The 24,270-nt window shown below is 66.2% G+C and carries 19 protein-coding genes and 1 pseudogene; 9 read left to right on the top strand and 11 right to left on the bottom strand.

Annotated features, from left to right (window positions below):
* Positions 1-57 precede the first annotated feature (57 nt).
* From B5Y19_RS21800 to B5Y19_RS21785, 4 genes are all read left to right on the top strand, one after another.
* A complete protein-coding gene (locus B5Y19_RS21800) occupies positions 58-1,242 on the top strand; it encodes a MalY/PatB family protein (protein ID WP_055728526.1) in 1,185 nt (394 codons plus the stop codon).
* Between the two features lie 291 nt (positions 1,243-1,533).
* Positions 1,534-3,483 carry a PrkA family serine protein kinase gene (locus tag B5Y19_RS21795; protein WP_055728594.1) on the top strand — a complete coding sequence of 650 codons (1,950 nt, stop codon included), beginning with the start codon at positions 1,534-1,536 and terminating at the stop codon, positions 3,481-3,483.
* A gap of 21 nt (positions 3,484-3,504) precedes the next feature.
* Entirely contained in the window at positions 3,505-4,812 is a 1,308-nt protein-coding gene (locus B5Y19_RS21790) for a YeaH/YhbH family protein (RefSeq protein ID WP_055728527.1), read from the top strand.
* Positions 4,813-4,823: 11 nt separating this feature from the next.
* Complete coding sequence (locus tag B5Y19_RS21785) at positions 4,824-6,374, top strand: SpoVR family protein (RefSeq protein WP_055728528.1); 1,551 nt, start codon at positions 4,824-4,826, stop codon at positions 6,372-6,374.
* 48 nt (positions 6,375-6,422) lie between these two features.
* Here the strand turns inward: B5Y19_RS21785 and B5Y19_RS21780 are convergent, their stop codons facing one another.
* Positions 6,423-7,700, bottom strand: coding sequence for a helix-turn-helix transcriptional regulator (locus B5Y19_RS21780; RefSeq protein ID WP_176168691.1), 1,278 nt, complete (start codon positions 7,698-7,700; stop codon positions 6,423-6,425).
* Between the two features lie 69 nt (positions 7,701-7,769).
* On the opposite strand from B5Y19_RS21780, the gene B5Y19_RS21775 reads away from it, so the two are divergent.
* Positions 7,770-8,498 (top strand): class I SAM-dependent methyltransferase, encoded by a 729-nt coding sequence (locus tag B5Y19_RS21775; RefSeq protein WP_176168690.1) that lies wholly within the window; start codon positions 7,770-7,772, stop codon positions 8,496-8,498.
* On the opposite strand, the pseudogene B5Y19_RS21770 reads toward B5Y19_RS21775, so the two are convergent.
* Positions 8,387-8,647, bottom strand: a pseudogene (locus B5Y19_RS21770) (helix-turn-helix domain-containing protein); the annotation flags it as partial. The gene B5Y19_RS21775 and the pseudogene B5Y19_RS21770 overlap by 112 nt on opposite strands.
* A 200-nt stretch (positions 8,648-8,847) precedes the next feature.
* Here B5Y19_RS21770 and B5Y19_RS21765 point away from each other — a divergent pair.
* The gene (locus B5Y19_RS21765) at positions 8,848-10,047 is read left to right on the top strand and encodes an MFS transporter (RefSeq protein WP_055728531.1); all 1,200 of its coding nucleotides are present in this window, start codon (positions 8,848-8,850) and stop codon (positions 10,045-10,047) included.
* A 127-nt stretch (positions 10,048-10,174) separates the two neighbouring features.
* Here B5Y19_RS21765 and B5Y19_RS26645 read toward each other — a convergent pair whose 3' ends face one another.
* Entirely contained in the window at positions 10,175-11,476 is a 1,302-nt protein-coding gene (locus tag B5Y19_RS26645; protein ID WP_055728532.1) for a calcium-binding protein, read from the bottom strand.
* Positions 11,477-12,310: 834 nt separating this feature from the next.
* Between B5Y19_RS26645 and B5Y19_RS21755 the strand changes: the two genes are divergently transcribed.
* From B5Y19_RS21755 to B5Y19_RS21745, 3 genes are all read left to right on the top strand, one after another.
* A complete protein-coding gene (locus B5Y19_RS21755) occupies positions 12,311-14,026 on the top strand; it encodes a type I secretion system permease/ATPase (RefSeq protein ID WP_079592081.1) in 1,716 nt (571 codons plus the stop codon).
* Positions 14,026-15,426, top strand: coding sequence for an HlyD family type I secretion periplasmic adaptor subunit (locus B5Y19_RS21750; RefSeq protein WP_055728533.1), 1,401 nt, complete (start codon positions 14,026-14,028; stop codon positions 15,424-15,426). Before B5Y19_RS21755 ends, B5Y19_RS21750 begins: the two co-directional genes overlap by 1 nt.
* A gap of 65 nt (positions 15,427-15,491) precedes the next feature.
* On the top strand, positions 15,492-16,631 hold the full coding sequence (locus B5Y19_RS21745; protein ID WP_055728534.1) for a helix-turn-helix transcriptional regulator: 1,140 nt from the start codon (positions 15,492-15,494) through the stop codon (positions 16,629-16,631).
* A 51-nt stretch (positions 16,632-16,682) separates the two neighbouring features.
* Here B5Y19_RS21745 and B5Y19_RS21740 read toward each other — a convergent pair whose 3' ends face one another.
* The 8 genes from B5Y19_RS21740 to B5Y19_RS21705 all read right to left on the bottom strand — a co-directional run bounded on the left by B5Y19_RS21740 (position 16,683) and on the right by B5Y19_RS21705 (position 24,266).
* Positions 16,683-16,937 (bottom strand): hypothetical protein, encoded by a 255-nt coding sequence (locus B5Y19_RS21740; protein WP_055728535.1) that lies wholly within the window; start codon positions 16,935-16,937, stop codon positions 16,683-16,685.
* Between the two features lie 158 nt (positions 16,938-17,095).
* On the bottom strand, positions 17,096-18,112 hold the full coding sequence (locus B5Y19_RS21735) for a L,D-transpeptidase family protein (RefSeq protein ID WP_055728595.1): 1,017 nt from the start codon (positions 18,110-18,112) through the stop codon (positions 17,096-17,098).
* A gap of 74 nt (positions 18,113-18,186) precedes the next feature.
* Complete coding sequence (locus B5Y19_RS21730) at positions 18,187-18,603, bottom strand: DUF1236 domain-containing protein (RefSeq protein WP_055728536.1); 417 nt, start codon at positions 18,601-18,603, stop codon at positions 18,187-18,189.
* Between the two features lie 314 nt (positions 18,604-18,917).
* The gene (locus tag B5Y19_RS21725) at positions 18,918-19,721 is read right to left on the bottom strand and encodes a crotonase/enoyl-CoA hydratase family protein (RefSeq protein WP_055728537.1); all 804 of its coding nucleotides are present in this window, start codon (positions 19,719-19,721) and stop codon (positions 18,918-18,920) included.
* 46 nt (positions 19,722-19,767) lie between these two features.
* Positions 19,768-21,060, bottom strand: a complete 1,293-nt coding sequence (locus tag B5Y19_RS21720) for a TRAP transporter large permease (RefSeq protein WP_055728538.1) — start codon at positions 21,058-21,060, stop codon at positions 19,768-19,770.
* Entirely contained in the window at positions 21,057-21,602 is a 546-nt protein-coding gene (locus B5Y19_RS21715) for a TRAP transporter small permease (protein WP_055728539.1), read from the bottom strand. The genes B5Y19_RS21720 and B5Y19_RS21715 overlap by 4 nt, the downstream gene beginning before the upstream one ends.
* A 62-nt stretch (positions 21,603-21,664) precedes the next feature.
* Complete coding sequence (locus B5Y19_RS21710) at positions 21,665-22,693, bottom strand: TRAP transporter substrate-binding protein (RefSeq protein WP_055728540.1); 1,029 nt, start codon at positions 22,691-22,693, stop codon at positions 21,665-21,667.
* A 46-nt stretch (positions 22,694-22,739) separates the two neighbouring features.
* Positions 22,740-24,266: an AMP-binding protein gene (locus tag B5Y19_RS21705; RefSeq protein ID WP_055728541.1), complete on the bottom strand. Its 1,527-nt coding sequence runs from the start codon at positions 24,264-24,266 to the stop codon at positions 22,740-22,742.
* Positions 24,267-24,270: the final 4 nt, after the last annotated feature.

The following is a 24,270-nucleotide window of genomic DNA, read 5'->3' as shown; positions in this document are numbered from 1 at the left end:
CAGGGCGGAGCCTGCTAGAAGATTTCTTCTCCGAAACAGCAGATCGGTAGAATTTTTATGTACGCGCCTCCGAATTTCGACGAGCTGATCGAACGCCGCGGGACCCATTCGGCCAAATGGGACATGATGGAGCCGATCTATGGCGTGCCGGCCGATGGCGGCATCGCCATGTGGGTGGCCGACATGGATTTCCGTCCGCCGGCCTGCATCCAGGCGGCGCTGGAGGGCATGACCGCCCATGGCATCTACGGTTATTTCGGGGACGACCGCGCCTATGTCGAGGCGATCCGCTGGTGGATGCTGAACCGGCATGGCTGGGAGGTCGCGCCGGCCTCGATCTTCACGACCCATGGCCTCGTCAACGGCACCGCGCTCTGCGTCGACGCCTTCACTGCGCCGGGCGACGGCGTCGTCCTGATGACGCCGGTCTACCACGCCTTCGCGCGGGTCGTCCGCTCCGCCGGCCGTCGGGTGGTTGAATGCCCGCTGGCGCGCGAGGACGGCCGCTACGTGCTCGACATCGCCGGATGGGACGCGCTGATGACCGGCCGGGAGCGGATGCTGATCCTGTGCTCGCCGCATAATCCGGGCGGGCGTGTCTGGACGCCGGCCGAGCTGCGCGAGATCGCCGCCTTCTGCCAGCGCCACGACCTCATCCTGGTCTCCGACGAGATCCATCACGACCTCGTCATGCCCGGCCAGAAGCACAGCGTCATGCCGATCGCCGCGCCGGAGATCGCGGATCGCCTGGTGATGATGACCGCGGCGACCAAGACCTTCAACATCGCCGGCGCCCATATCGGAAACGTGATCATCGCCGATGAAGGGCTGCGCCTGCGCTTCCGCAAGCGCATGGACGCGCTCGGCATCTCGCCCAATTCCTTCGGCATGGCGATGGTCACCGCCACCTACAGCCCCGACGGCGCAGCCTGGGTCGATGCGCTTGCGACCTATCTCGACGGCAACCGCAAGCTCTTCGACGCCAGCCTCAACGCGATCCCCGGGGTGCGCTCGATGCCGCTCGAATCGACCTATCTCGCCTGGGTGGACTTCTCCGGAACGGGGATGGAGCCCGGCGAATTCACCGCGCGCGTGGAGAAGGAGGCCCGCATCGCGGTCAATCATGGCCCGAGCTTCGGCGCGGGCGGCGAGAGCTTCCTGCGGTTCAACCTCGCCACCCAGCGCAGCGTCGTGGCCGAGGCCGTCCAGCGCCTGGAGCGGGCTTTCGCCGATCTCCAATAAGTGACCCTGCCGCTGCCGGGCCGATCCGGCGGCGGTTTTCGGGGCGAAACGACGATCGCGACCTGCCGGGCGACCCGATGCCCCGGTTACAAAACATACCATATCTGGCAGAATCATTCCTGCGGGCGGTTGCGCCGAATCAAGGGTCTCCTGAAGTGCCCTTTGCTCATGGGCAGATCCAGGACCCTGACAGGTGGCAAATCCCCCGCCGAACTAGGAACTTGAGGAACCGTCATCGGTTGAATGCTTGGTGCTGTCGTCGGGAAGACCGACTAAAGCGGGATGGCTGCCATGATGGAGAAAGACAGCGAAATCTTTCGCTTGTTCTCTGAGGACTACCGGAGTTACTCGCAGGAGGAGATGAGCCTGCAGGAATATCTGCTGGCTTGCCGTGAAGACAAGTCGATGTACGCATCGGCGGCCGAACGGATGGTCGATGCGATCGGCAAGCCGAAATTACTCGACACCAGCCAGGACGAACGCCTCGGCAGGATCTTCGCGAACAGAACGGTCAAGATCTATCCGTCCTTCGCCGATTTCTTCGGCATGGAGGACACGATCGAGAGAATTGCCGGTTATTTTCGCTATGCGTCGCAAGGGTTGGAAGAACGCAAGCAGATTCTCTACTTGCTCGGCCCGGTCGGCGGCGGCAAGTCTTCCCTGGCGGAACGGCTCAAGAAGCTCATGGAGGAGCGCCCGTTCTACACGCTCAAGATCGGCGACAGGATCAGCCCGGTTTTCGAATCGCCATTGGGCCTGTTCCATCCGGACCGCATGGGCGACCTCTTCGAGGAGAAGTACGGCATCGCGCGACGGCGGCTCACCGGCCAGATCTCGCCCTGGGCGGCGAAGCGGCTCGACGAGGTCTCCGGAGACATCTCGAAGTTCAGCGTCGTCAAGCTGAACCCGTCGCGGCAGCGCCAGATCGGCATCGCCAAGACCGAGCCCGGCGACGAGAACAACCAGGACGTGTCGACGCTCGTCGGCAAGGTGGATATCCGCCAGCTCGAGCATTTCAGCCAGTCGGATCCGGACGCCTACTCCTACAGCGGCGGGCTGAACCGGACGACGCAGGGCCTGCTCGAATTCGTCGAGATGTTCAAGGCACCGATCAAGGTGCTGCATCCGCTGCTGACCGCGACCCAGGAAGGCAGCTACAACGGCACCGAGAACTTCGGAGGTTTCCCCTACCAGGGCATCGTGCTCGCACATTCCAACGAGTCCGAGTGGCTGCAGTTCAAGGGCAACAAGAACAACGAGGCGTTCCTCGACCGTATCCTGGTGGTCAAGGTGCCCTATTGCCTGCGCATCACCGAAGAGCGGCAGATCTACGAGAAGCTGCTGCGCGAGAGCGAGCTGGCCGACAGCCCCTGCGCGCCGGAGGTTCTCGACATCCTCAGCCGCTTCTCGGTCTCGACCCGGCTGGCCGAGTTCGAGAATTCGCCGCTCTACACCAAGATGCGGGTCTATGACGGCGAGAACCTCAAGGAGCTGGAACCCAAGGCGAAGGCCCTTCAGGAATACCGCGACGCCGCCGGGGTCGACGAGGGCATGACGGGGGTCAGCACGCGCTTCGCCTTCAAGATCCTCTCGCAGACGTTCAACTACGACACCGAGGAGCTCGCCGCCGACCCGGTGCACCTGATGTACATCCTCGAAGGTGCGATCAAGCGCGAGCAGTTCCCGAAGGAAACCGAAGCGGCCTATCTCGACTTCATCAAGTCGGAGATCGCGACGCGTTACGCCGAGTTCATCGGCCACGAGATCCAGAAAGCCTATCTGGAATCCTATGGCGAATACGGCCAGAACCTGTTCGACCGCTACATCGCCTATGCCGACGCCTGGGTCGAGGACCAGGACTACAAGGATCCCGACACCGGCCAGATCCTCAACCGGCAGGTCCTGGACAATGAGCTGTCGCAGATCGAGAAGCCGGCGGGCATCGCCAACCCCAAGGACTTCCGCAACGAGGTCGTGAAGTTCACCCTGCGCGCCCGGGCCCGGAACAACGGCCGCAACCCGTCCTGGACCAGCTACGAGAAACTCCGCGAGGTCATCGAGAAGCGGATGTTCGGCCAGGTCGAGGACCTGCTGCCCGTGATCAGCTTCGGCTCGAAGCAGGACAGCGTGACCGAGAAGCGGCACCAGGGCTTCGTGCAGCGCATGGTCGGGCGCGGCTACACCGAGCGCCAGGTCCGGCGCCTGGTGGATTGGTACATGCGCGTGAACAAGGCGGGCTGAAGTCGGCACCGGGGGATCGCCATGCCAATCTTCATCGATCGCCGGTTGAACCCGAAAGACAAGAGCCTGGGCAATCGCCAGCGCTTCCTGCGCCGCGTGCGCACGGAGCTGAAACGGAGCGTCCAGGATCAGATCCGGTCCGGGAAGATCGCCGATGCGGACGGCGAGCATTCCGTCTCGATGCCCATCAAGGGAACGAGCGAGCCGAGCTTCCGGGACGCCAAGGACAGCGGGCACCGACAATATGTCCTGCCCGGGAACAAGCATTTCACTCCAGGCGACAAGCTGGCCAAACCGAACCAGGGCGGCGGATCGGGATCGTCGCCGGGGCTTCAGCCATCGGAGGACGATTTTCGCTTCGTGCTCTCGCGAGAAGAGGTGCTCGACCTGTTCTTCGAGGATCTCGAGCTGCCCGACATGGTCAAGCTCAACCTCAAGGAGATCCTCGCGGTCAAGCCGCGGCGGGCCGGCTTCTCCGTGAGCGGCTCGCCGACCAACATCAACATCGCCCGGACGATGCGGAACAGTCATGGCCGCCGCATCGCCCTCAGGCGTCCCAAACGCGAGGAAGTCGAGGCGATCATTGCGGAACTGGCCGGGCTCAAACCCGACGGGGCCGACGGCGCGGTCCGCCAGCGCATCGCCTGGCTGCGCACCGAGCTGGATCGGCTTGAGCGCCGCCGCAGGGTGATCGCGTTCGTGGACCCGGTCGACATCCGCTTCAACCGCTTCGATCCGCAGCCCCTGCCGAACGCGAACGCCGTGATGTTCTGCCTGATGGACGTCTCCGGCTCGATGGGCGAGCGGGAGAAGGACCTGGCCAAGCGCTTCTTCGTCCTGCTGCACCTGTTCCTGAAGCGGCGCTACAACCGGACGGACATCGTCTTCATTCGCCACACTCACCAGGCGCAGGAGGTGGACGAGGACAGCTTTTTCTACAGCACCCAGAGCGGAGGCACCGTCGTTTCCACCGCGCTGGAGGAGATGCATCGCATCATCAGGGAGCGCTATCCCAGCCGGGAATGGAACATCTACGCCGCACAGGCTTCCGACGGCGACAATCTCGCCACCGATTCGGAACATTGCCTCGCCCTGATGGATAGCGAGATCATGCGCCTGTGCCAGTACTTCGCCTATGTCGAGATCATCGACGAGCGCGAGAGCGAGATCTTCGGCTCCACCGACAACGGCACCTCGCTCTGGCGGGCCTACCGGACCGTCAAGGACAGGTGGCCCAATTTCGACATGAGCCGCATCGCCAAGGCGGCGGACATCTACCCCGTCTTTCGCCAGCTCTTCACCAAGCAGCCAACGGTGCCGCGCGACTGAAAGGAGCGGCGATGCCGAAGCATGCGCCCCGATCCGACTTGCTGTTTTCCGGTTCGGACTGGAACTTCCAGACGCTGTCGCGGACCTGCGACGCCATCGAGACCATCGCGAAGGAGCAGCTGCACCTCGATGTCTATCCGGTGCAGATGGAAATCATCTCGTCGGAGCAGATGCTCGACGCCTATTCGTCCATCGGCATGCCGCTGATGTATCGCCACTGGTCCTTCGGCAAGCATTTCCTCTACCAGCAGCTCCTCTACCGCAAGGCCGGCCGAGGCCTCGCCTATGAGCTCGTGATCAATTCCAACCCCTGCATCGTCTACCTGATGGAGGAGAACACCATGGCCCTGCAGGCCCTGGTCACGGCACATGCAGCGTTCGGCCATAACCACTTCTTCAAAAACAACTACCTCTTCCAGCAATGGACCGATGCCGGCGCGATCCTGGGCTATCTGGACTTCGCCAAGAGCTTCATCGCCCGTTGCGAGGAACGACATGGCGATGCAGCGGTGGAGTCGATCCTCGACGCTGCCCATGCCCTGATGGAGCAAGGCGTGTTCCGCTATCGCCGCCCTCCGAAACTGTCGTCGGAGAAGCAGCGCGAGGGCCTTCGCGAGCGGCTGGAATACGAAGAGCGCAGCTATAACGATCTGTGGCGCACGCTGCCGCGCACGGCGAGCGACGGCAAATCCGACGAGACGCACGACAGTATTGCCATACGAAAGAAGGCGCTCAACCTGCCCGAGGAGAACATCCTCTACTTCCTGGAGAAAAACAGCCTGATCCTTGAGCCGTGGCAGCGCGAAATCCTCAGGATCGTTCGGGTCATCGCCCAATATTTCTACCCGCAACGGCAGACGAAGGTCATGAACGAAGGCTGCGCGACCTTCGTGCACTACACGATCATGCATGCGCTCTTCGACCGGGGCCGGATCAGCGAAGGCACCATGCTCGAGGTCCTGCGCAACCACTCGAATGTCGTCTTCCAGCCGGCGTTCGACGATCCGCGCTTTTCCGGCATCAACCCCTATGCGCTCGGTCTCGACATGATGCAGGACATCCAGCGCATCGCGACCGCGCCCACCGCGGAGGATCGCGACTGGTTTCCGGAATTCGCAGGGACGGGCGACTGGCGCGCGACGCTGCTCGACGCCTGGGCCAATCACCGCGACGAGTCCTTCATCCGCCAGTATCTCAGCCCGGCCCTGATCCGGAAATGGCGGATGTTCCTGCTTTCGGACACCGCCGAAGAATCGTTCTACAACGTCGCATCGATCCACAACGAACGCGGTTACGAGAAGATCCGCGCCGCTCTGGCGCAGAGCTACGACATCGGCACGAATTATTCGGATATCCAGATCGTCGATGTGGACCTGCTCGGCCAGAGGCATCTGCGCCTGCAGCACAAGGTCACCGACGGGGTCGCGCTGGAAAACGACAATTGCGACGCGACACTGCGCCATATCCAGACCCTCTGGGGCTATGAGGTCAGCCTGGAGGGGGTCGACGCGCAGTCGGGAGCCGCGCTCTACGAGCGCTCGACCCGGCAGATGTCGGAATGAGGCCAAGGCGGCGCCGACCCGAGGCGCGAGATGATGCCCGTCGAAGGATCAGCCCCGCCCCGGAAACACGCCGGTCGGAAAATGCGCCAGCGGAGCCAGCCGCCTCAGGAAATCGGCCTTCGACCTGCATCCGGTCTTCGCCAGCACCCTCTTGATCTGGCTGCGGGTGGTTTCGCGGGTGACACCGCGCGACGCCGAGAGCTCGTCGACGGACAGCCCTCCGAGCAACCCGTTCGCGACCGCCGCCTCGGCCCGGGTCAGGTCGTAGAGTTCGCAGAGGAGCGAGGTCTCGATCTGCAGGCTGCGTTCCGAGGTCGTAACGACCAGCATGGCCTGCGCTCGCGAGAAGATGTCCAGCGCCTGCCTGCGGATCGGCAACACATGGATGATGAAGGCGGGGCTGTCGTCCTTGCGCGGCACGGGGATCGAGCAGGTGCCCCCGAGGCGATCGCGCGCAAGGTCCGCCAAGGCCTTCTGCAGCAGCGCGTTCGCCCGCTCGTCGTCGAGAGCGACGCTGCCGCGCGCCCGGATGATCACCTGCCCGAGCAGGGCCTCGAAGCTGGGATTTATCGTCGAAACGGCGCCGCCGCTGCCCACGAGCGCCGCCGGTGACCCGGCCTTCTCGAATGATGCGAGGCTCGCCTGCGCGCGCTGCAACTGGAGTTTGGAAGCGAGCACGGCCGCCCGGGCCAGATGCGGGCGGATCCCGTCGAGAAGCAGGGTCTCGCGACGCGACACCGGCCCCAGCTCGAATTTGCGCTCCAGCGTAAAGACGATGTTGTCGCCGGAGGACGAGCGGACATGCGTCGCCGTTCCCCAACCATAGCCCTCCGGGCGCAGGAAATCGGTGTAGAGAGCGGTCCGCTCCATCTCCTCGTCCGTGAAAAGGTCGTGGTCGGTGACGAAGCCGGTGCCGCCATGCGCCAGCAGACCCGCCATGCGGGCATTCCGGTTCATCCAGCCCTGTTCCATGAAACGCTGGAAGACCGGCGCGAACTCCTTGCTGGCCACCCAGTTGGTGCCCTGGCCGGAATGGGCGAAGAGAAGCCCCCCCGTGCAGCCGGCGATTTCGGCCAGCCGGCCGATCGCCCGAGGCCATATCTCGGGCACGACGGCCGCTTCATAGAGCATGGCCACCGCGTCTCCGAACTCATTCGCATCCAGCATTTGTGAACGCCCCTGCCCCACCGTCATGGGCATGGGATAAGGCCGCGAATTCGTCAATCGCCAGCAGCGAATTCCCCCTACGTCACCCTGATGGGGGATGCGATTGCGCACAGCATCTCCAAGAAGAGACCGGATTACGCCCGATCGATCCTCCCGCAAGAGCCGAGACGATCCGCGCGAAGCCGCGAGCCGCGGCCCCGGGCGGCCGAACCGGCTGGAACGCCCGACATGAACATCAGCGTCTTCGTGCAGGAATATCTGCGCGCCGCCATCCGCAAGCCGCGGCAATTCCTGAAGGCGCGCCTGGCGCGCCTGTGCACGATCTGCGGGTATGAAGGCCGCTTCCTCGATGTCGGCCCCCGCCCGGAAGCGCGCTGCCCGAACTGCTCCTCCAAGGAGCGCGACAGGATCATGGGGCTCTATCTCCGCGGCAACGGCATCGACATGGCCGGGAAGAACCTGCTGCACTTCTCGGCCGAGCGGCCATTCTTCAGGCTCTGGCGGCACAATCCCGGCTATGTCGCCGGCGACATCAAGATCAGCAAGGTCGCCAACGCCGTGGTCGACATCACCGACATCCGGTTCGAGGATGGCCATTTCGACCATCTGATCTGCCATCATGTCCTGGAGCACGTCCCCGACGACACCCAGGGAATGCGCGAGTGCTTTCGCGTCCTGAAGCCCGGCGGCACCGCCTTCTTCTCGGTGCCGCTCGATCATTCCAGGCCCGAAACCTGGGAGCCGCCGGCAGGCATGCCCGCGGCGGAGGTCGAGCGGATCTGCGGCTGGGACCATGTCCGGCTCTACGGCCGCGACTTCCCCGACAAGCTCGCCGCCGTTGGCTTTCAGGTCAGCGAGATCAGGTTTTCGCCGGAAGACGGCGAACGCCATCGTCTCACGGAGGAGCACGCGCTCGATCGACAGGGGCTCGACCGCATCTTCGTCTGCACGCGCTGAGGCACCTCGCCCGGCGCGCGACCGCCTCGGCCGCGGAATTGCGTCGGCAGCGCCCCGAACCGCCGGCGGAACGCCGGATTGAGGTACGAGACATCGTCGAAGCCGCAGGCGAGCGCGATCTCGCCGACCCGGAGACGCGCCCGCAGCGGAAGCCAACAGGCGGCGCGTCATCTGCAGGCGCATGCACCTGACGCAGGCCCGTCTGGCCAATGACAGGCCTCGACCGCCCTGCCGCATTGCCGGAAGACCGGTCAAACGTGATGACCTCTGCCCGCGCCCGCTCGGGCGGCAGGGGAAGCGATCTCGCGTCGACGAGGCCGGGGGACCTGGTTTGAAGCTGCCACTATGGGTGAGCGCCCTGAGCGCGACTCTGCTCGTGCAAGTCGTCAGCTCGTTCGCCGCCGCGGCGATCCCGCTGCTGGGCCCGATCCTGATGCTGCGATGGGGGCTGGCGCCCGAGAACATCGGCTATGTCTCGGCCGTCATCTCGGCCGGGATCTGCTGGTTCCTGGCTTGTGGCGGCCCGATGCTCGACCACCACGGCCCCATCCGCACGCTGCAGTTCGGCCTGATCTGCGTTGCCGCCGGCCTGGCGCTGCTGTCGCAGCCGCTCGTTTCGCTCGGCCTCGCCGGCGCGCTCCTCGTCGGCCTCGGCCTGGCGCCCAATACGCCTGCCGGCAGCCAGGTCCTGATGCGCACGGCACCCACCGGGCATCGCACCCTGGTCTTCTCCATCAAGCAGGCGGGCGTGCCTCTCGGCGGGGCCATCGCCGGCGTTGCCGTCGCCCCGCTCGTCCTGGCATTCGGCTTCGTCGGCGCCGTTTCGATCGTCGTCGCCATCGTGCTGCTCTGCACCTTGCTGGCCCAGGCCTTCCAGCCGCGGCTCGATGCGGAGAAAGGGCCGCCGAACAGGGGCTGGCCTCGCCTGTTCCTGTCGCCTTCCTCGCTGACGCGATCGGCCCGGGTTCTCAACGCCCACCCGGCCCTGCCGATGCTCACCGCGATGGGCGTATCGTTCTCGATCACGCAAGCCTGCATCACGGCCTTCACTGCGACCTACATGGTCACCCAGCTCGGCGAGAGCCTGACCCAGGCCGGGCTCTACATGTCGGTGCTGCTCGCGGCGAGCACGGCCGCGCGCATCTTCTTCGGCTGGGTGGCGGACCGGCTGGGCTCGGGCCTCGTGCTCCTGTCCGTCCTGGCGCTGGGTGCGGGCGCCGCCATCCTGCTGTTCGTATGGTCGGCGACGGCGAGCCCCTGGACGATCTATGGCTGCATGGCGCTGGTCGGGGCGACGTCGATGGGGTGGAACGGCGTTCACATGGCCGAACTCGCCAGGGCTTCACCGACAGCGCTGATCGGCGACGTCACCTCCGGTGCCAGCCTGTTCGGCTTCGTCGGCTCGATCTGCGGACCGTTGGCATTCGCCATGATCGCGAGCAGGACCGGCAGCCTGACATGGCCCTTCGTCCTCGTCGCCGGCCAGCTGATCGTCTTCGGAACCTTCGCCCTCGTCATCGGGCAGGTGACGCGCAGATCGCCGAAATAATGCGGGACGCGCCCGGACAGGCGGGCGCTCGCCCGGGACGCGAGTCAGGCCCTGCCGGACTGCCCGCGCTTCGGCCAGCGGTTGGCGGGGATTTCCCCGCCAACCCATCGCGATGTCGCGCCTGGTCTCACACGAGGGTGATCGCCTCGTATCCCAGCGCATCGTTGATGTCTTCGATCGAATCGAAGGTGCCACCGCCGCTCACGCCGTCGATCTGAACCGTGCCGAAGCCGAAATCGAGAACGACGCTGCCGCCGCTGTCGTCCACGGTCACGGTAACCGTCGCCGGATCGACAACGTCGACGACGATGACGTCCTCCTCGCCGGTATCGAGATCGGTGACCTCGTCGTCGCCGAAGGGGTTGTCGGCGCCGTCGCCGAAGTGGAACGTATCGGTGCCGTCGCCACCGGTCAGCACATCGTCGCCGGCCTCGCCGTAAAGATTGTCGGCGCCATTGCCGCCATCGACCTCGTCGGCCCCGTCACCGCCATGGATCTCGTCGGCGCCGGCATCACCGTGGATCTCGTCGTCACCGGCGCCGCCATTCAGCAGATCACCCGCTGCACCGCCGGCGATCGTATCGGCACCGTCACCGCCATTGACCGTGTCGGCGCCGTTGCCACCCTCGAGGGTGTCGTCGCCGGCATCGCCATTCACCGTGTCGGCTCCGTCGCCGCCGGTCATCGTATCGGCGCCGTCGCCGCCGTTCATCGTGTCGGCGCCCGCGCCGCCATCGAGCGTATCATCGCCGTTATCGCCGTTCAGCGTGTCGGCGCCATCGCCGCCATTCACCGTGTCGTTGCCGTTGCCGCCGCTGAGCGTATCGACGCCCGCGCCGCCATCGAGCGTGTCGTCACCGCCGCCGCCGCTCAGGGTATCGTCACCGGCGTCGCCGTTCATGGTGTCCGCGCCGAGCCCGCCCGTCATCGTGTCGTTGCCGTCGCCGCCATTGAGCGCGTCATTCCCGACGCCGCCATTCAGCGTGTCGTCGCCGGCGCCACCGTTCAGCGTATCGTCGCCGGCCCCACCGTTCAGGACATCGATGCCGTTCCCGCCGTTCAGCGTGTCGGTACCGGCGCCGCCGTTCAGCGTGTCGTCGCCATCGCCGCCGTTGAGCAGGTCGTCCCCGGCGCCGCCGCTGATCGTGTCGTTGCCGGCATCACCGGACAATATGTCGTTGCCGGCATTGCCGTTGATGACGTCGTTATCATCTCCGCCATTGATCGTGTCGTCGCCCGCATTGCCGTTCAGCGTGTCGATCCCGGCGCCCCCGAGGATGACGTCGTTGCCCGCCCCGCCATGGACCGTATCGGCACCGGCGCCCGCGTCGATGGTGTCGTTACCCGCCAGGCCGCTGATGGTGTCGTCGCCACTGGTATCGGGAGGAGGAATAATATCGTTGCCGGCAGTACCATTGATGATAGCCATAGCGATTACTCCTTAGCTGTGGCCTTCGCGCAGACACGCCACGGCCTCCGCGCCGGGTCGCGCGGAACGGCAGCGATCGTCACGGATCGGACTGTCTGCGAAGGTGCCGGACGCTAGAGAGAGGCGGCAGGCCCGCGCAATCCCCAATTGGAGACAAAACCGCCATCGTCGGGCAGAACTATTTTAGGCCAGCGCTAAAATACCCGGTCTTTTTCTATCAAATTCAGGCATTTGTCCCTGGTCATCGAAAGTCAATACATCAGATCCGTCATATGTCTCTGAGGCATGATAGGGTTCACCGGAACGAAAGCGGCATTTCTGTCACCAAATGGGGATTATGAAGCAAGGTGACCTTCCGTAGCTTTGGAGGGCTGTACTGGTCTTTCCGGGCGGGCGGAGAACCACACACGGTGCATTCGGCTACTGCAGCAGTCGACGATGAGCGGAGCCGCAGGAAAGGGGCGAGCAGGAAGTCGGAGGAGGCGACATCATGGACATATTTCAAGGCATGAATGCTGCTGGTGTGGCCGCCCCGGCCTCGGCTGCCGGCAGTTCCTGGAGAGCGGATGGCGGAAGCCGCCTGCTGCGACCGCGTCGATGCGTGCCACCGCGGCCCCTCCGCGTTCTATGCCCTTTGGGGATGTGAACCAGCCAACCGGTCCGAAGCTGGCCGCCGGGCAATAGCTTGAGCGCGCCGTTCGGCTATCGGTGGCATCGAAACAATCATGCATCCCCAGAGGGCCCATGGCCTACGCGTCCGCGAGCCGTACGACTTCCGAGTTCGGTCGGAGAAGCGCTGCCGGGATCGGCAGGCCGGGCGGCCGGGCTCTCTTCATGGCGATCCCCGGTGGCCGCGCCTTCGCCTGGGTCGTCGTCTTCAGCATCGCCGTCAACCTGCTGCTGCTGGTCCTGCCGTTCTACTCGATCCAGGTCTTCGACCGGGTGATCACCAGCGGCAGCGTCGAGACGCTCATCGGCCTGACCGTCCTCGCCGTGGCCGCGATCGGCTTCAGCGCCTGCTTCGAAGTGCTGCGCAACCGCCTGCTCGGCTGCTTCGCCGTCGGCCTGGAGCAGTTCCTGGCCCCTCTGGTGCTCAAGGCCTCGATCATCGACCCTACACGGCGGGGCGAGGGCAGCACCCACGACATGGTCCGTGTGCGCGAGCTCAGGAACACCCTGGCGAGCTCCACCGCCTGCACCCTCCTCGACGCGCCCTTCCTGCCGCTCTTCATCATCGTGCTCTACCTCATCCACCCCTGGTACGGGACGATCGCGCTCGTCGGAGCCCTGCTGCTGCTGCTGCTGGCCATCGCCAGCGGGCGCGTCGCCCGTGCCGAACGGGCGCAAGCCTCCGGCGCAGCGATCCGGGCCCAGCGCACACTGGACGGCATCGTCAGGCACGGCAATCTCGTCCGCGCCATGGGCTGGACCCATGGGGCGATCCGCGAATTCGTGCAGCTCAACAACCGGGCGCTGGCTCCCGTCGTCCGGGCGAACGACCGGATCGGGCTGATCGCCTCCATCGCGCGCATGATCCGGATCGTGCTCCAGATCGCGGCCGTGGGCGCCGGCGCCTGGCTCGTCCTGAACGACGAGGTCCTGGTCGGCAGCATGATGGCGAGCTCGATCATCATCAGCCGCACCCTCGCTCCGGTCGAGCATCTCGTGGCGAGCCTGCGCGTGCTGAGCTCGGCCCGGGAGGCCTGGGCCCAGGTCGGCGACGCGGCCGCCGCAGCCGCCCTCGACCAGCGCCGGACGCTGCTGCCGCCGCCGCTCGGCGCGCTCGAGGTGAGCGCCGTCACCTATCGCAACCCGAACGCCAAGCGCCCCGCCCTCTCCGGCGTTTCCTTCCGCTGCCCGCCGGCGAGCGTCGTCGTGGTCATCGGGCCGACCGGGGCGGGCAAATCAACGCTGCTGCGGCTGCTCTCGGCGCTCGACAAGCCGGCCGGAGGCGCGATCCGCCTCGACGGCGCCTCGCTCGACAACTGGGACCCGGACCAGCTCGGCCGCCATGTCGGCTACCTGCCCCAGGATGTCGAGCTGCTCGGCGGAACCGTCGCCGAAGCGATCGCGGGTTTCGACGAGGGCGCCACCGACGAGGACGTGGTCGCGGCCGCCCAGCAGGCGAACGCCCATGAGATGATCCTCGCATTGCCGGGCGGCTACGAGACCGAGATCGGCCGGGACGGCAACCGGCTTTCCGGCGGGCAGAAACAGCGGATAGGCCTGGCGCGCGCGCTCTTCGGCAAGCGCAAGCTGATCCTGCTCGACGAGCCCAACTCCAATCTCGACCCGGATGGCGAGGAAGCGCTCTGCGCCGCGATCCGGCAGGCCAAGGCACGCGGGACGACGCTGGTCATCGTCACGCACCGGCCGCGTCTCTTCACCGTCGCTGACCTGATCCTGTTCCTGCGGGACGGCGTCGCGGTCGCCTTCGGCCCGCCGGGAGAGGTGCTGCCGCAGACCATGGCCGGCGCCACGCCGATGCGGACACGGCCTCCTGCCGGCCCCGACACGGCCAGGCCCGCCACCATCGACGGGAGGGCGTGATGCCAGGCGTCGAGCTGAGACCTCGGGCGCAGGTGCCGACGGAAGTCGCGGCCAATGCGCTCACCCAGCCGCTCCGCACGGCGATCGCGCGCTGGGAGGCGGCCTCCGAGGAGCAGCGGATCGATCCGCGCCCCCTCGTCATGTGGGGATGCGTCTGCATGGTCCTGCTGTTCGGCGTCTTCGGCGTCTGGGCCGGGACCGTGCCGCTTTCCGGCGCGGTGATCGCCTCGGGCGTCGTGAAGGTCCTCTCCCAGCGGCGCGCCGTGCAGCATCTCGAAGGCGGGATCGTGAAGACGATACTCGTTCACGAGGGGGACCGGGTCGAACGCGGCCAGATTCTCGCGCGGCTGGACACCACGCAAAGCGAAGCCGCCCTTGGCGTCCTCGAAACCAGCCTCTTCGCCAATCTCGCCCTCGAAGCCCGCCTCCAGGCGGAGCAGGCCGGAGCCGCTGCGGTCCAGTTCCCCGCCGAGTTGGAGACGAACAAGGATCGCCCCGAGGCGCAGGCGCCGATGGCCAGCCAGCTCGCCGAGTTCGCGGCCCGGGCCGCCTCGCTGCAAGGGCAGCACAACCTCATCGACCAGCAGACCCTGCAGCTCGGAGACTCGATCCGCGGGCTCGAAAGCGGCAATAGCGGGCTGACGCGGCAGCTCAATTATCTTGAGGAGGAGATCCAGGATTCCGACTTCCTCCTGAAGAAGGGACTTGCCCGCAAGCCCAGGGTTCTCGCGCTCAGGCGCGCCCAGGCCGACGCCGAGGCGCAGCGCGCGACCAACACCGCATCCATCGCCCAGATGCGCGGCAAGCTCGCCGAACTGGAGGATCAGCGCCGCCAGCTCCTCTTCAACCGGCTCGAGGAGATCGCCAAGCAGAGGCATGGCAATCGCGAACAGATCGCGGACCTCAGGCACCGCATCGCGGCGGCGCGCGACATGGTACGGCGCAGCGAGATCAGAGCGCCCGAGAGCGGGGTCGTGGTCGGCCTCAACACCCGCAGCGTGAATGCGGTGCTGCCGCCGCGCGAGACCCTGCTCGACATCGTCCCGACACAGGACAAGCTGGTCGTCGAAGGCGAGGTCAGGCCGATCGACCGCAATGATGTAAGGATCGGGCAGCCTGCCCGGGTGCGCATCCTCGCCTTCAATTCCAGGCGTTCGCCGATGCTCACCGGCTCGGTCAGCATGGTCACGGCCGATGCGCTGACCGAGCCGAAGACCGGCCGGACCTACTACAAGGCCGAGGTCGACCTCCATGCGTCGCCGGAACTCAGCCACTATTTCGTCTCGCTTCAGCCGGGAATGCCGGTCGAGATCTTCATCGAGACCGGCGAGCGAACCTTCGCGGAATATCTGCTGCAACCGCTCACGGTTCGCATCCAGCGTGCCTTCAGGGAGAGTTGAACAAGCCTGCTGGGAGAACTGAACCCAGCCTGCTGGCGCTCAATGCCAGATCGGAGGGATCGACGATGCGGGACGATGCCATCATACCGGTGCAGCCGAAAGCGCCGGCGACTGCCACGCTGCACCGGCTCGAAATGTTCGGCAGGGCGATCCTGGGCTTGCTCGAATGCAGGCGATGCTTCGTCTTCACGCTGTCGCGGGAAACCGGTTTCGCCCTCCAGGCCGTGCGGATCGGCCTCGACCGCAGCACGCAGCCTTCCGCGGACGTGATCACGCGGCTGGCGCAGCGTGAGGAATGGCAGACCGCCGATCTGTTCGCCGTCGACCCCGCCGACGCACCTGCCGCCGAGCTGCTCGGCCGAAAGCAGGAAGAGCCCGAGCATGCGCTGGCAGGACGCTTGCCGGCCGGCGACAGGGAAGACCTGGTTTTCCTGGCAGGCTGGCGGGTGAAACCGTTCTCCGCCACGGAAATCGCCTGCTTCTCGCGCGCCGCGAACATCATCTGGACGACGATGCAGAGCTTCATGCATCGGCGATCCGACGATCTGAGCCCGGACAGGCTCGTGGAAGAACTCGCCTTCCCGGCCTTCTCGATCGACCACAAATGGCGCGTCATCGAAATGAACGAGGCCGGGCGCCAATTGCTGCAGGCCAAGACGCCGCTTCGCCTCGACAACGGCGTTCTCGTCGGCCCGAACGCCTTCGTCAACAACCTGATGCAGCAGGCGCTGCGCGACACGATCGCGTCCCGCTCCGAGCGGGCCTGGGCAAACAGGCTCGTCCCGCTTTCGACCGACCATCGCGCCTTCGCCTTCGCCCGGATCGGCGCGGCGCCGGCCGAACGGCAGCATATGGACCGGTTGCTCGTCATCATCCCCCAGCTCGACCCGGTGGCCGGGGCCAAGCGGATCGCGGCCGCCTTCGGCCTGCCCTGGGCCGAGGAGAGGATCGTGCAGCTCCTGCTGCGCGGCGAGCCGCCGGCAGGCATCGGGCGGCATCTCGACCTGACCGAGGCGACGGTGCGGACCTATATCAAGCGCATCATGCTCAAGCTGGGCATCAATCGCCAGATCGAGTTCTTCCTGCTCTACATCCTGACCCTGTCGCCCTTCGTCGACGGCTGCCGCGACCCGGCCTTCCCCAACGAGCTCGAAAGCCGTGCGTCCTTGATCGCCGTGGACCGGCTGCGCCATGCGAGGGCCTGAGGCGGGACAAGCCGGGGCGGGGCTGGCCGGGGAGCCCCGCCGCACGCGGCGCTATGCCGCCGCCTTCGGCGCCACTCGCCCGGTGATGGCAAGATAGCGATCGCTCGAATGCGTCACGGCCACGACGACCTCGGTGCCGTCGTCGCACAGGACATGCATGCGCTCGCAGAGGATCGCGGGATCGACGTCGGAGGTATCGCAGAACAGGTAGCCTGCGCGGGTGTCGCCATGGTCGCTGCCGAATTTATAGACAAGCGGAAGCCTGCGCCCGTTGCGCAGGATAAGCGTGCCTGTCCCGCTATGCATGGCTTGTCTCCGCCCAGGCGACGTCCCTATGCGCCGCAGCGGTCATTTCCAAACATCGGCATGGAGACAACTACGTCCATAGCAGGCGCCGGTTTCGCGCCGAATGCAAATCACGTTTGGCCGCCCGCCGCGCTCTCGCAGCCAGTGCCTGGCTGGCGCTAGTCGACGAAACGGACGACGGTGCCGGGCTTTGCCATCCCGGCGAGATCCTCCGCATCCCAATTCGTCAGCCGCACGCAGCCATGGGAGGAGGCTTTCCCGATCCGCGAGGGCTCGGGCGTCCCATGTATGCCGAATGTCGGCTTCGACAGCCCGATCCAGATCGTGCCGACCGGATTGTTCGGGCCGCGCGGAAGCACGAGCCTGCGCGTGTTGCGGCCTTGCTGGAAGTTCTTGACCGGGTCGTAGTGGTAGGTGGGCTGCCTGACGACGCGCGCGACCTGATATTCGCCCTCCGGCGACGGGGTTTCATCGCTGCCGATCGTCGCCGGATAGCTGGCGATCATCTCGCCCTGCGCGCCATAGGCGGTCACCATGCCGGCCCGCTTGTCGGCCTCGATCAATCGGATCTCGGCGCGCGGCCGGGCGCGACCGGCAGCGACGACCTGGAGCGTTGCGCCGGCCGACCGAAAATGCCCCCGCGGATTGAGGGCGCGGAACAAGCCAGTTCCCATCCTGAAGCGTTCGGCGAACATTTCCGGAGCGCTGCCATAGCCAAGCCGCCGCATCCGGGCCTGCCGGGCGTAGTCACGCGGAATCCGCGTCGAAAAGACATAGCGCGCATCGGCCTTCGTCACCGTGTAGGAGACGACGATGTCCTGGCTTGCGTCGCCACCGAGCGCGCGCCAGGTCGCGGCATCGACGGCATCGCCCGGGCCGAGATTTTCCCGCCGCCTGAACTGGGCGACGGCCTTGCGATAGTTCTCGCCGTCCATGCCATCGATCTCGCCGGGGGAAACGCCCTGGCGCGCCAGCAAGGTCTGCGATTTGACGATGGCGGCGCTGGGCTTGGCTCTCGCGCCAAGCCTGGCTTTCTGCAGGGGCGACGAGATCGGCATGCCTGCGCGGTTGATCTCCTCGGTCGTCAGGGCCCACGCACCGCCGGGGCCCATGAGGAGAAGCCCGATCACGGCGATCGCCCGCACGGCACGATGTTTCGAAACGGGCTTGGGCATCTGCGTGCTCGCCGCTCCGCCGAGAGAGAATGCGAAGCCCGCCACCTGGATGGCGAGCTTCGCGTTTACGTTCGCTACTCGATGACCTGGATCACCCGCCGCGTGCGCGGCTCGACCAGGACAGGCCGGTCGTTCACGACGGTGTAGCGATATTCCTTCCTGACGCCGAACTCCGCCGGTACGCGGTGATAGACCACACCGCGCTGGGGCAGCACCGTCCCGACACGCAGCTCCTCTTCATAGGAATAGGAGGGGACGCGCTGTTCGACGACATATTCCCGGAAGCGCGGCGTGTTGTCGCCGACGATGCCACCGGCAACCGCGCCACCGACGCCGCCGACCACCGCCCCGACCGGGCCCCCGACGATAGCGCCACCCACGGCCCCTGCCGCAGCACCACCCGCCGCTCCGCCCTGGGCACCCTGCGGATTTTGAGCGAAGACGAGGGCTGGAATAACCGTCAGCATCGCGGCCAAAGCTAATTTCTTCATGGCTTTCGTCCTCTGGAATAACCCAGACCCACCCGGCAAACCCCGCCGCGGGAGCGCGGTTCCGGAACGAGCGGCAAACGCCCCATAATCGACGCAAATATGCCGGATTCGACCCAAAAACCTCGCAAAAGCCCAGATCTCGCCAGCATTCCCCGGCGGAAACGATGCAGCCGAACCGGGCGCCGGGACCTGTTGCGCTCAGGCCCAAGGCAAAAAGCCCGCCTCCTTGGAGACGGGCTTTCTTTAGGTTGCTCAGGTTACCAGCTAAGCCGGCTCGGGGAAGCCTCGCAGCGATCAAGGCTCCTGAGAGGCGTTCATTCGCCTACGAATTTCGGCCTCCGTTTCTCGAGCAAAGCCGCAACGGCCTCGTGATGATCCGCGGTATGGTGCGCCAGCGCCTGCATGCTAGCCGCCATCTCGAGCACTGGCCCGAGCTTCGACGCCCAAGCTTCGCGCAGGAGCCGCTTGGTCATTCGCACCGCATAGGGCGGGTTCACGGCGATGCGCAGGGCGAGCCGATGCGCGGCCTCCAGCAATTCGCCATGCGGCACGACATCCGAGACCAGCCCGATGGCCCTGGCCTCCGAAGCAGCGACCGCCTCGCCCGTCAGGGCCATCTCGGAGGCCTTGGAGAAGCCGACGACCCGCGGCAGGAGCCATGTCCCGCCATCTCCGGGGATGAGGCCGATCTTGACGAAATTCTCGGCGAAGCTCGCTTTCTCCGAGGCGATCCGGAGGTCGCACATCAACGTCAGATCGCAGCCCGCGCCGATGGCCGGCCCGTTGACGGCCGCGATGACCGGGATCTCGAGCGCCTCGAAGGCCAGGGGCAGCTTCTGGATTCCGTTGCGATAGTTGAGCCGCGTCCGGACCGGCTGCGGGTCGTTGAGCCCGCCGCCGCTGCCCATCTTCTTCAGATTGCCGCCGGAGGAGAAGGCGCTGCCCGCGCCCGTCAGGATCGCGACCCGGGCGCTGCGGTCGTTCTGGAGCCGGTCGAGCGCGGCGAGCAGCGCCAGGACCATGTCTTCGTCCGAAATCGCGTTGCGAAGCTCCGGCCGGTTCAGCGTCAGGGTGACGATGCCCTGATCGCCGGCGTGATAGAGGACGGCTTCCGTCATCTCGATCTGCTTTCCAACTTCGAGGAATGAGGCAGGGACCGGACCATCAGCCACCGAGCATCTTGCGCGGCAGCCAGAGGATGATCTCGGGCCAGGCGACGAGCACTGCGATGATGATGATATGGGCGATGAAATGCGGCAGCGAGCCGCGGAAGATCTCCTGCACCGGACGCCCCGAATATCGGGCCACGACGAAGCAGTTGAGCCCGATCGGGGGCGTGATCATCCCGACCTCGGCCGTGACGATCTTGATGATGCCGAACCAGAGCGGGTCGAAGCCCAGCACCTTGATCAGCGGCAGCACGATCGGCACCGTCAGCACCAGGATCGCGATCTGGTCCATGAACATGCCGAGGACGATGTAGCCGCAGAGGATGAGGGCGATGATCAGCCAGCGCGAGACCTCGAGCGCACCGACCCAGGCGACGAGCGTCTGCGTGACCTGGGTGAGCGTGAAGAAATAGCCGAAGATCTGCGCGCCGAGCAGGATCATCACGATCATGCAGGTGCCGTTGGCGGAGCGGCGCAGGACCCGCACCAGCGCCGGCACCGTCACCTTGCCGTACCAGGCCGCGATGGCGAGCGCGCCGGCCGCGCCGAGAGCCGAAGCCTCGGTCGGCGTGGCAATGCCCGTGTAGATCACGCCCGTCACCGCGCCGAAGAGCACGACCATCGGACCGACGACCTTGAGCCAGGCGATCTTTTCGCGCCACGGCACCGGCTTGGCCGGCGGCGCCCGGGAAGGATCGAGCAGCACCAGGACGTAGACCGTCGCCATGATGGTGAGCATGACGAGGAGGCCGGGAATGATTCCACCGATCAGAAGCGCGCCGATATTGACCTCGGCCAGGAGGCCGAAGATCACGAGCGCAACGCTGGGCGGGATCAGCATGGCGAGCGTGCCGGAAATCGCGACGACGCCGCCGGCCATCGCCGGCTCGTAGCCCTGCCTGAGCATCGCCGGCAGGCTTGTCGCCGAGAGCGTCGCCGCCGAGGCGGTGCTCGTGCCGCAGATCGCGCCGAAGCCGGCACCGGCCAGGGCCGTCGCCATGGCGAGCCCGCCGCGCACCCGGCCCATCCAGGCCGCCGTCGCCCGGAACAGGTCGTCGGCGACGCCGCTGAGCAGCACGAGTTCGGCCATCAGCAGGAACATCGGGATGGTGATGAGCTCGTAGGCTCCGACGGTGGAGAGCGGCGCCGTCTCCAGGATGCCGGAGAGCATCGGCATGCCGCCGACGAGCCAGAGGCCGATGACGCCCGAGGCGATCATGGCGAAACCGACGGGCGTTCCGATGGCGAGCAGGAAAAACAGCACGCCCAGTCCGATGGCGACGATCATTCGAAATGTTCTCCCTCGCCGTGACCGATCCTGACCGGGACGAGGTCGCGCCCGGTGGCGAGACTGAGCAGTTGCGCGACGAGCTGGACCAGCAACCGCAGCGTCATCAGCCCGCACCCGAGCGGCACCAGCGCAAGCGACGGCCATGTCGGCCAGGGAATGGCACCCGACAGCACGTCGCTGGAGGCATAGGCGTCGAGGGTCCTCAACGCGCCGAAATAGGTGATCAGCGCAAAGACGGCTGCGCCGATCGCCGTCGTGACGACCTCGCTCAGCCGGATCGCCCGCGGCGGGAAGGTCTGCTGCAGGATGTCGACATTGACATGCGCGCCCTCGGTATAGGCGGCCGACAACGAGAGGAAGAAGACGGCGGCGACGAGATAAAGCGAGATCAGGTCGTAGGCCCAGGACAACGGGCTGTGGAAGAAATAGCGCAGCACCACGTCACAGACGACGATGAGCATGATGGCGAACATCGCAGCCGCCGACAGCCAGCCAAGGGCGTCCTCGATCGCGGACAGCGCGCGCAGGATCGATTTCATCGGAATTCCTTTTGGGAAGGCAGCCGGCGCGGCGCCATCCGGCCCGCGCCGCCCGCCATGCATCAACCATCCGTCTTCGTCAGAAGCGCCCGGAACTCCTTCAGGACGTCGGTGCCCTTCTTGCCGCGCCCGTCCAGCCCCTTGGCCCATTCATTGCCGACCTCGCTGAGCTTACCCGCGACGCTGGCATGCATCGCGGCCGGCAGCGGGGCGAAGACGACGCCGGACGTCTTCAGCTTCTGGCGGGTCTCGTCGTCCTGCCGGTCGACTGCCGCGCAGGCGGTCTTGTTGACCTCGTCCGCAGCCTCGGTCATGGCCTTGCGCGTCTCGGGCGTGAGCTTGTTCCAGGTGGCGTCGCTGATCGAATAGGCGACGATGAAGCTGCCGAAGTTCTCGCCCTCGGTCGAATGCTTCACCAGCTTGTCGATGTTGTAGGAGATCACGCTGTCGAGCGGGAACAGCACGCCGTCCAGCGTCCCCCGCGAGAGCGATTCGTAGGTGTCGGGCGCGGCCATGCGGACGGGCGTCGCCCCGATGCTGCGCAAGGTGAGGTCCTGCGCGCCGCCGGTGGTCCTGAGCTTCAGCCCCTTCAGATCCTGATCGGACGCCACCGGCGCCTTCGCGGTCAGGATCTGATAGGGCGGCAGCGCGACCGCGACGAGCAGCTTGATCTTGTTGGGCGCATAATCCTCTGCCGCGACGAGCCCGTTGCGCGCGGTTTCGAGATAGGCCTTCGTGCCCTGGCAAGCCGTGGTGAAGCCGCCCGGCAGCATCGCGACCTCGGAAGCCACCATCTTGTCGGAGACGTAGGCCGGCGCGACATAGCCGATATCGACCACGCCGGATTGAGTCAGCTTCAGCATGTCGGCGGCCTTGCCGATCTGCTGGCTCGGGAAATAGTCGAAGGTGATGCCGCCATTGGTGCGCTTCGTCACCTCCGCCATCCAGGGCTGGATGATCAGCTTCACCAGGTAGTGGCCGGCGGGAAAGGAATCCGCCACGCGCAGCTTGCGGGTCTCCGCCAGGGAAGGCGCGCTCAGCGCGCCGAGCGCCGTCGCGGCGAGACAGGCCGCCGTCAAAGTCCTGTTCATGCGTTGTCCTCCGGGTTTTGTGGTCGCGCTCTTCGGGATGGGAATGTCAGCCGGCCTGCCGGCGCAGCTCCGTCTTCAGGATCTTGCCGTAGGAATTCTTCGGCAGGGCATCGAGGAACAGGTACTGCTTGGGTTTCTTGAAGCGCGCGATATGGGCTTCGCAGAGGGTATCCAGCTCGCGAGGCGTGGCCGTTGCGCCGGCATGCAGGCTGACCGCCGCGACGACTTCCTCGCCCCAGTCCGGATGCCTGCGCCCGAAGACGGCGACCTCCGACACGGCCGGGTGCTGCAGCAGCACCTCTTCGACCTCGCGCGGATAGATGTTCACGCCGCCGGAGATGATCACGTCCTTGGAGCGGTCCTTCAGGGTGAGCAGACCATGCTCGTCGAGCGAGCCGAGATCCCCGGTATGGAGCCAGCCACCCCGCAGCGCCGCCGCCGTGGCCTCGGGATTGTTCCAGTATCCGCTCATCACGCTGTCGCCGCGGACCTGGACCTCGCCGATCTGCCCGGCCGGCAAGCGCTCGTCATCGGCGCCGGCGATGCGCAGGGCGACGATGGCCTGCGGATACCCGACGGATCCGAGCCGATGGTCGAGCAGGCCGTCCCCGGTCTCGGCGTGGAGGCCGCGCGGCAGCACGGTGATCGTCATCGGACTCTCGCCCTGACCATAGATCTGGACGAGGCGCTGGCCGAAGACGTCGAGCGCGCGACGGCTGTCCTCGACATACATCGGCCCGCCGCCATAGATGATCGTCTTGAGCCCGGCGCGCGCGGCGTCGTCGACGACGCCGGCATTCATCAGGCGGGTCACGATGGTGGGCGCGGCGAAGAAGGCGCAGCCCGTGTGGCTGCGCAGGAGCGACGCGAGCTCGACGGGGTCGAAGCGGCCGCTTTCCGGCACCACCTGGGCGGCCATGCCGGCGACATGCGGCAGGGCATAGAGGCCGGATCCGTGAGACAATGGCGCCGGGTGCAGGATGCAGTCTCGCGGTGAGACCGTGTCGACCTCCGCCAGATAGCCCAATGTCATCGCGCGCAGGTTGCGATGGGACAGCACCGCTCCCTTGGACCGGCCGGTCGTGCCGCTGGTGTAGAACAGCCAGGCCGGGTCGCCCGCCGCGACATCGCTCTCCGCCGCCTCATCCGACTGCATCAGCGCGCGGTGATCCTTGCCGCCGACCGCGATGACCGGCGGCTGCCGCCCCTGCATGAAACCCAGCGCCTCGGAGACCGTGCCTGCGAGATCGGCCGTGACGAAGACGAGCGCCGCGCCGGAATCGTCGAGGATATGCGCCACCTCCCGGGCATGGAGCTTCGCGTTCACCGGCACGCAGATCAGCCCCGCCCGCCAGCAGGCGAAGAGCAGGGCCAGATAGTCGGGACAGTTGCGCATGACCAGCGCGACGCGGTCACCGGCTCGCAGGCCATGCCTGCCGCAGAGGCCCGCGGCGAGCCGCGCGGCGAGCGAGGCCCATTCGCCATAGCTCCAGACCGGTGTCGTTCCCTCGAACACCGCGGTCCTGCCGGGGGTCACCGTCGCGGCACGCGAGAGGAGGGACGCAATATTCATGGGA

This window comes from Allobosea thiooxidans, assembly GCF_900168195.1.
In the GTDB taxonomy this organism is placed as follows: domain Bacteria; phylum Pseudomonadota; class Alphaproteobacteria; order Rhizobiales; family Beijerinckiaceae; genus Allobosea; species Allobosea thiooxidans.
This window is presented reverse-complemented; position numbering and strand designations above follow the sequence as displayed.

What these genes read in the sequence shown, in the direction of transcription:
- B5Y19_RS26645 (WP_055728532.1), bottom strand. Translation starts at nt 11,476, where the DNA reads ATGGCTATCATCAATGGTACTGCCGGCAACGATATTATTCCTCCTCCC.
- B5Y19_RS21800 (WP_055728526.1), top strand. Translation starts at nt 58, where the DNA reads ATGTACGCGCCTCCGAATTTCGACGAGCTGATCGAACGCCGCGGGACC.
- B5Y19_RS21755 (WP_079592081.1), top strand. Translation starts at nt 12,311, where the DNA reads ATGGCGATCCCCGGTGGCCGCGCCTTCGCCTGGGTCGTCGTCTTCAGC.
- B5Y19_RS21750 (WP_055728533.1), top strand. Translation starts at nt 14,026, where the DNA reads ATGCCAGGCGTCGAGCTGAGACCTCGGGCGCAGGTGCCGACGGAAGTC.
- B5Y19_RS21790 (WP_055728527.1), top strand. Translation starts at nt 3,505, where the DNA reads ATGCCAATCTTCATCGATCGCCGGTTGAACCCGAAAGACAAGAGCCTG.
- B5Y19_RS21705 (WP_055728541.1), bottom strand. Translation starts at nt 24,266, where the DNA reads ATGAATATTGCGTCCCTCCTCTCGCGTGCCGCGACGGTGACCCCCGGC.
- B5Y19_RS21720 (WP_055728538.1), bottom strand. Translation starts at nt 21,060, where the DNA reads ATGATCGTCGCCATCGGACTGGGCGTGCTGTTTTTCCTGCTCGCCATC.
- B5Y19_RS21795 (WP_055728594.1), top strand. Translation starts at nt 1,534, where the DNA reads ATGATGGAGAAAGACAGCGAAATCTTTCGCTTGTTCTCTGAGGACTAC.
- B5Y19_RS21725 (WP_055728537.1), bottom strand. Translation starts at nt 19,721, where the DNA reads ATGACGGAAGCCGTCCTCTATCACGCCGGCGATCAGGGCATCGTCACC.
- B5Y19_RS21710 (WP_055728540.1), bottom strand. Translation starts at nt 22,693, where the DNA reads ATGAACAGGACTTTGACGGCGGCCTGTCTCGCCGCGACGGCGCTCGGC.
- B5Y19_RS21730 (WP_055728536.1), bottom strand. Translation starts at nt 18,603, where the DNA reads ATGAAGAAATTAGCTTTGGCCGCGATGCTGACGGTTATTCCAGCCCTC.
- B5Y19_RS21735 (WP_055728595.1), bottom strand. Translation starts at nt 18,112, where the DNA reads ATGCCCAAGCCCGTTTCGAAACATCGTGCCGTGCGGGCGATCGCCGTG.
- B5Y19_RS21775 (WP_176168690.1), top strand. Translation starts at nt 7,770, where the DNA reads ATGAACATCAGCGTCTTCGTGCAGGAATATCTGCGCGCCGCCATCCGC.
- B5Y19_RS21715 (WP_055728539.1), bottom strand. Translation starts at nt 21,602, where the DNA reads ATGAAATCGATCCTGCGCGCGCTGTCCGCGATCGAGGACGCCCTTGGC.
- B5Y19_RS21740 (WP_055728535.1), bottom strand. Translation starts at nt 16,937, where the DNA reads ATGCATAGCGGGACAGGCACGCTTATCCTGCGCAACGGGCGCAGGCTT.
- B5Y19_RS21745 (WP_055728534.1), top strand. Translation starts at nt 15,492, where the DNA reads ATGCGGGACGATGCCATCATACCGGTGCAGCCGAAAGCGCCGGCGACT.
- B5Y19_RS21785 (WP_055728528.1), top strand. Translation starts at nt 4,824, where the DNA reads ATGCCGAAGCATGCGCCCCGATCCGACTTGCTGTTTTCCGGTTCGGAC.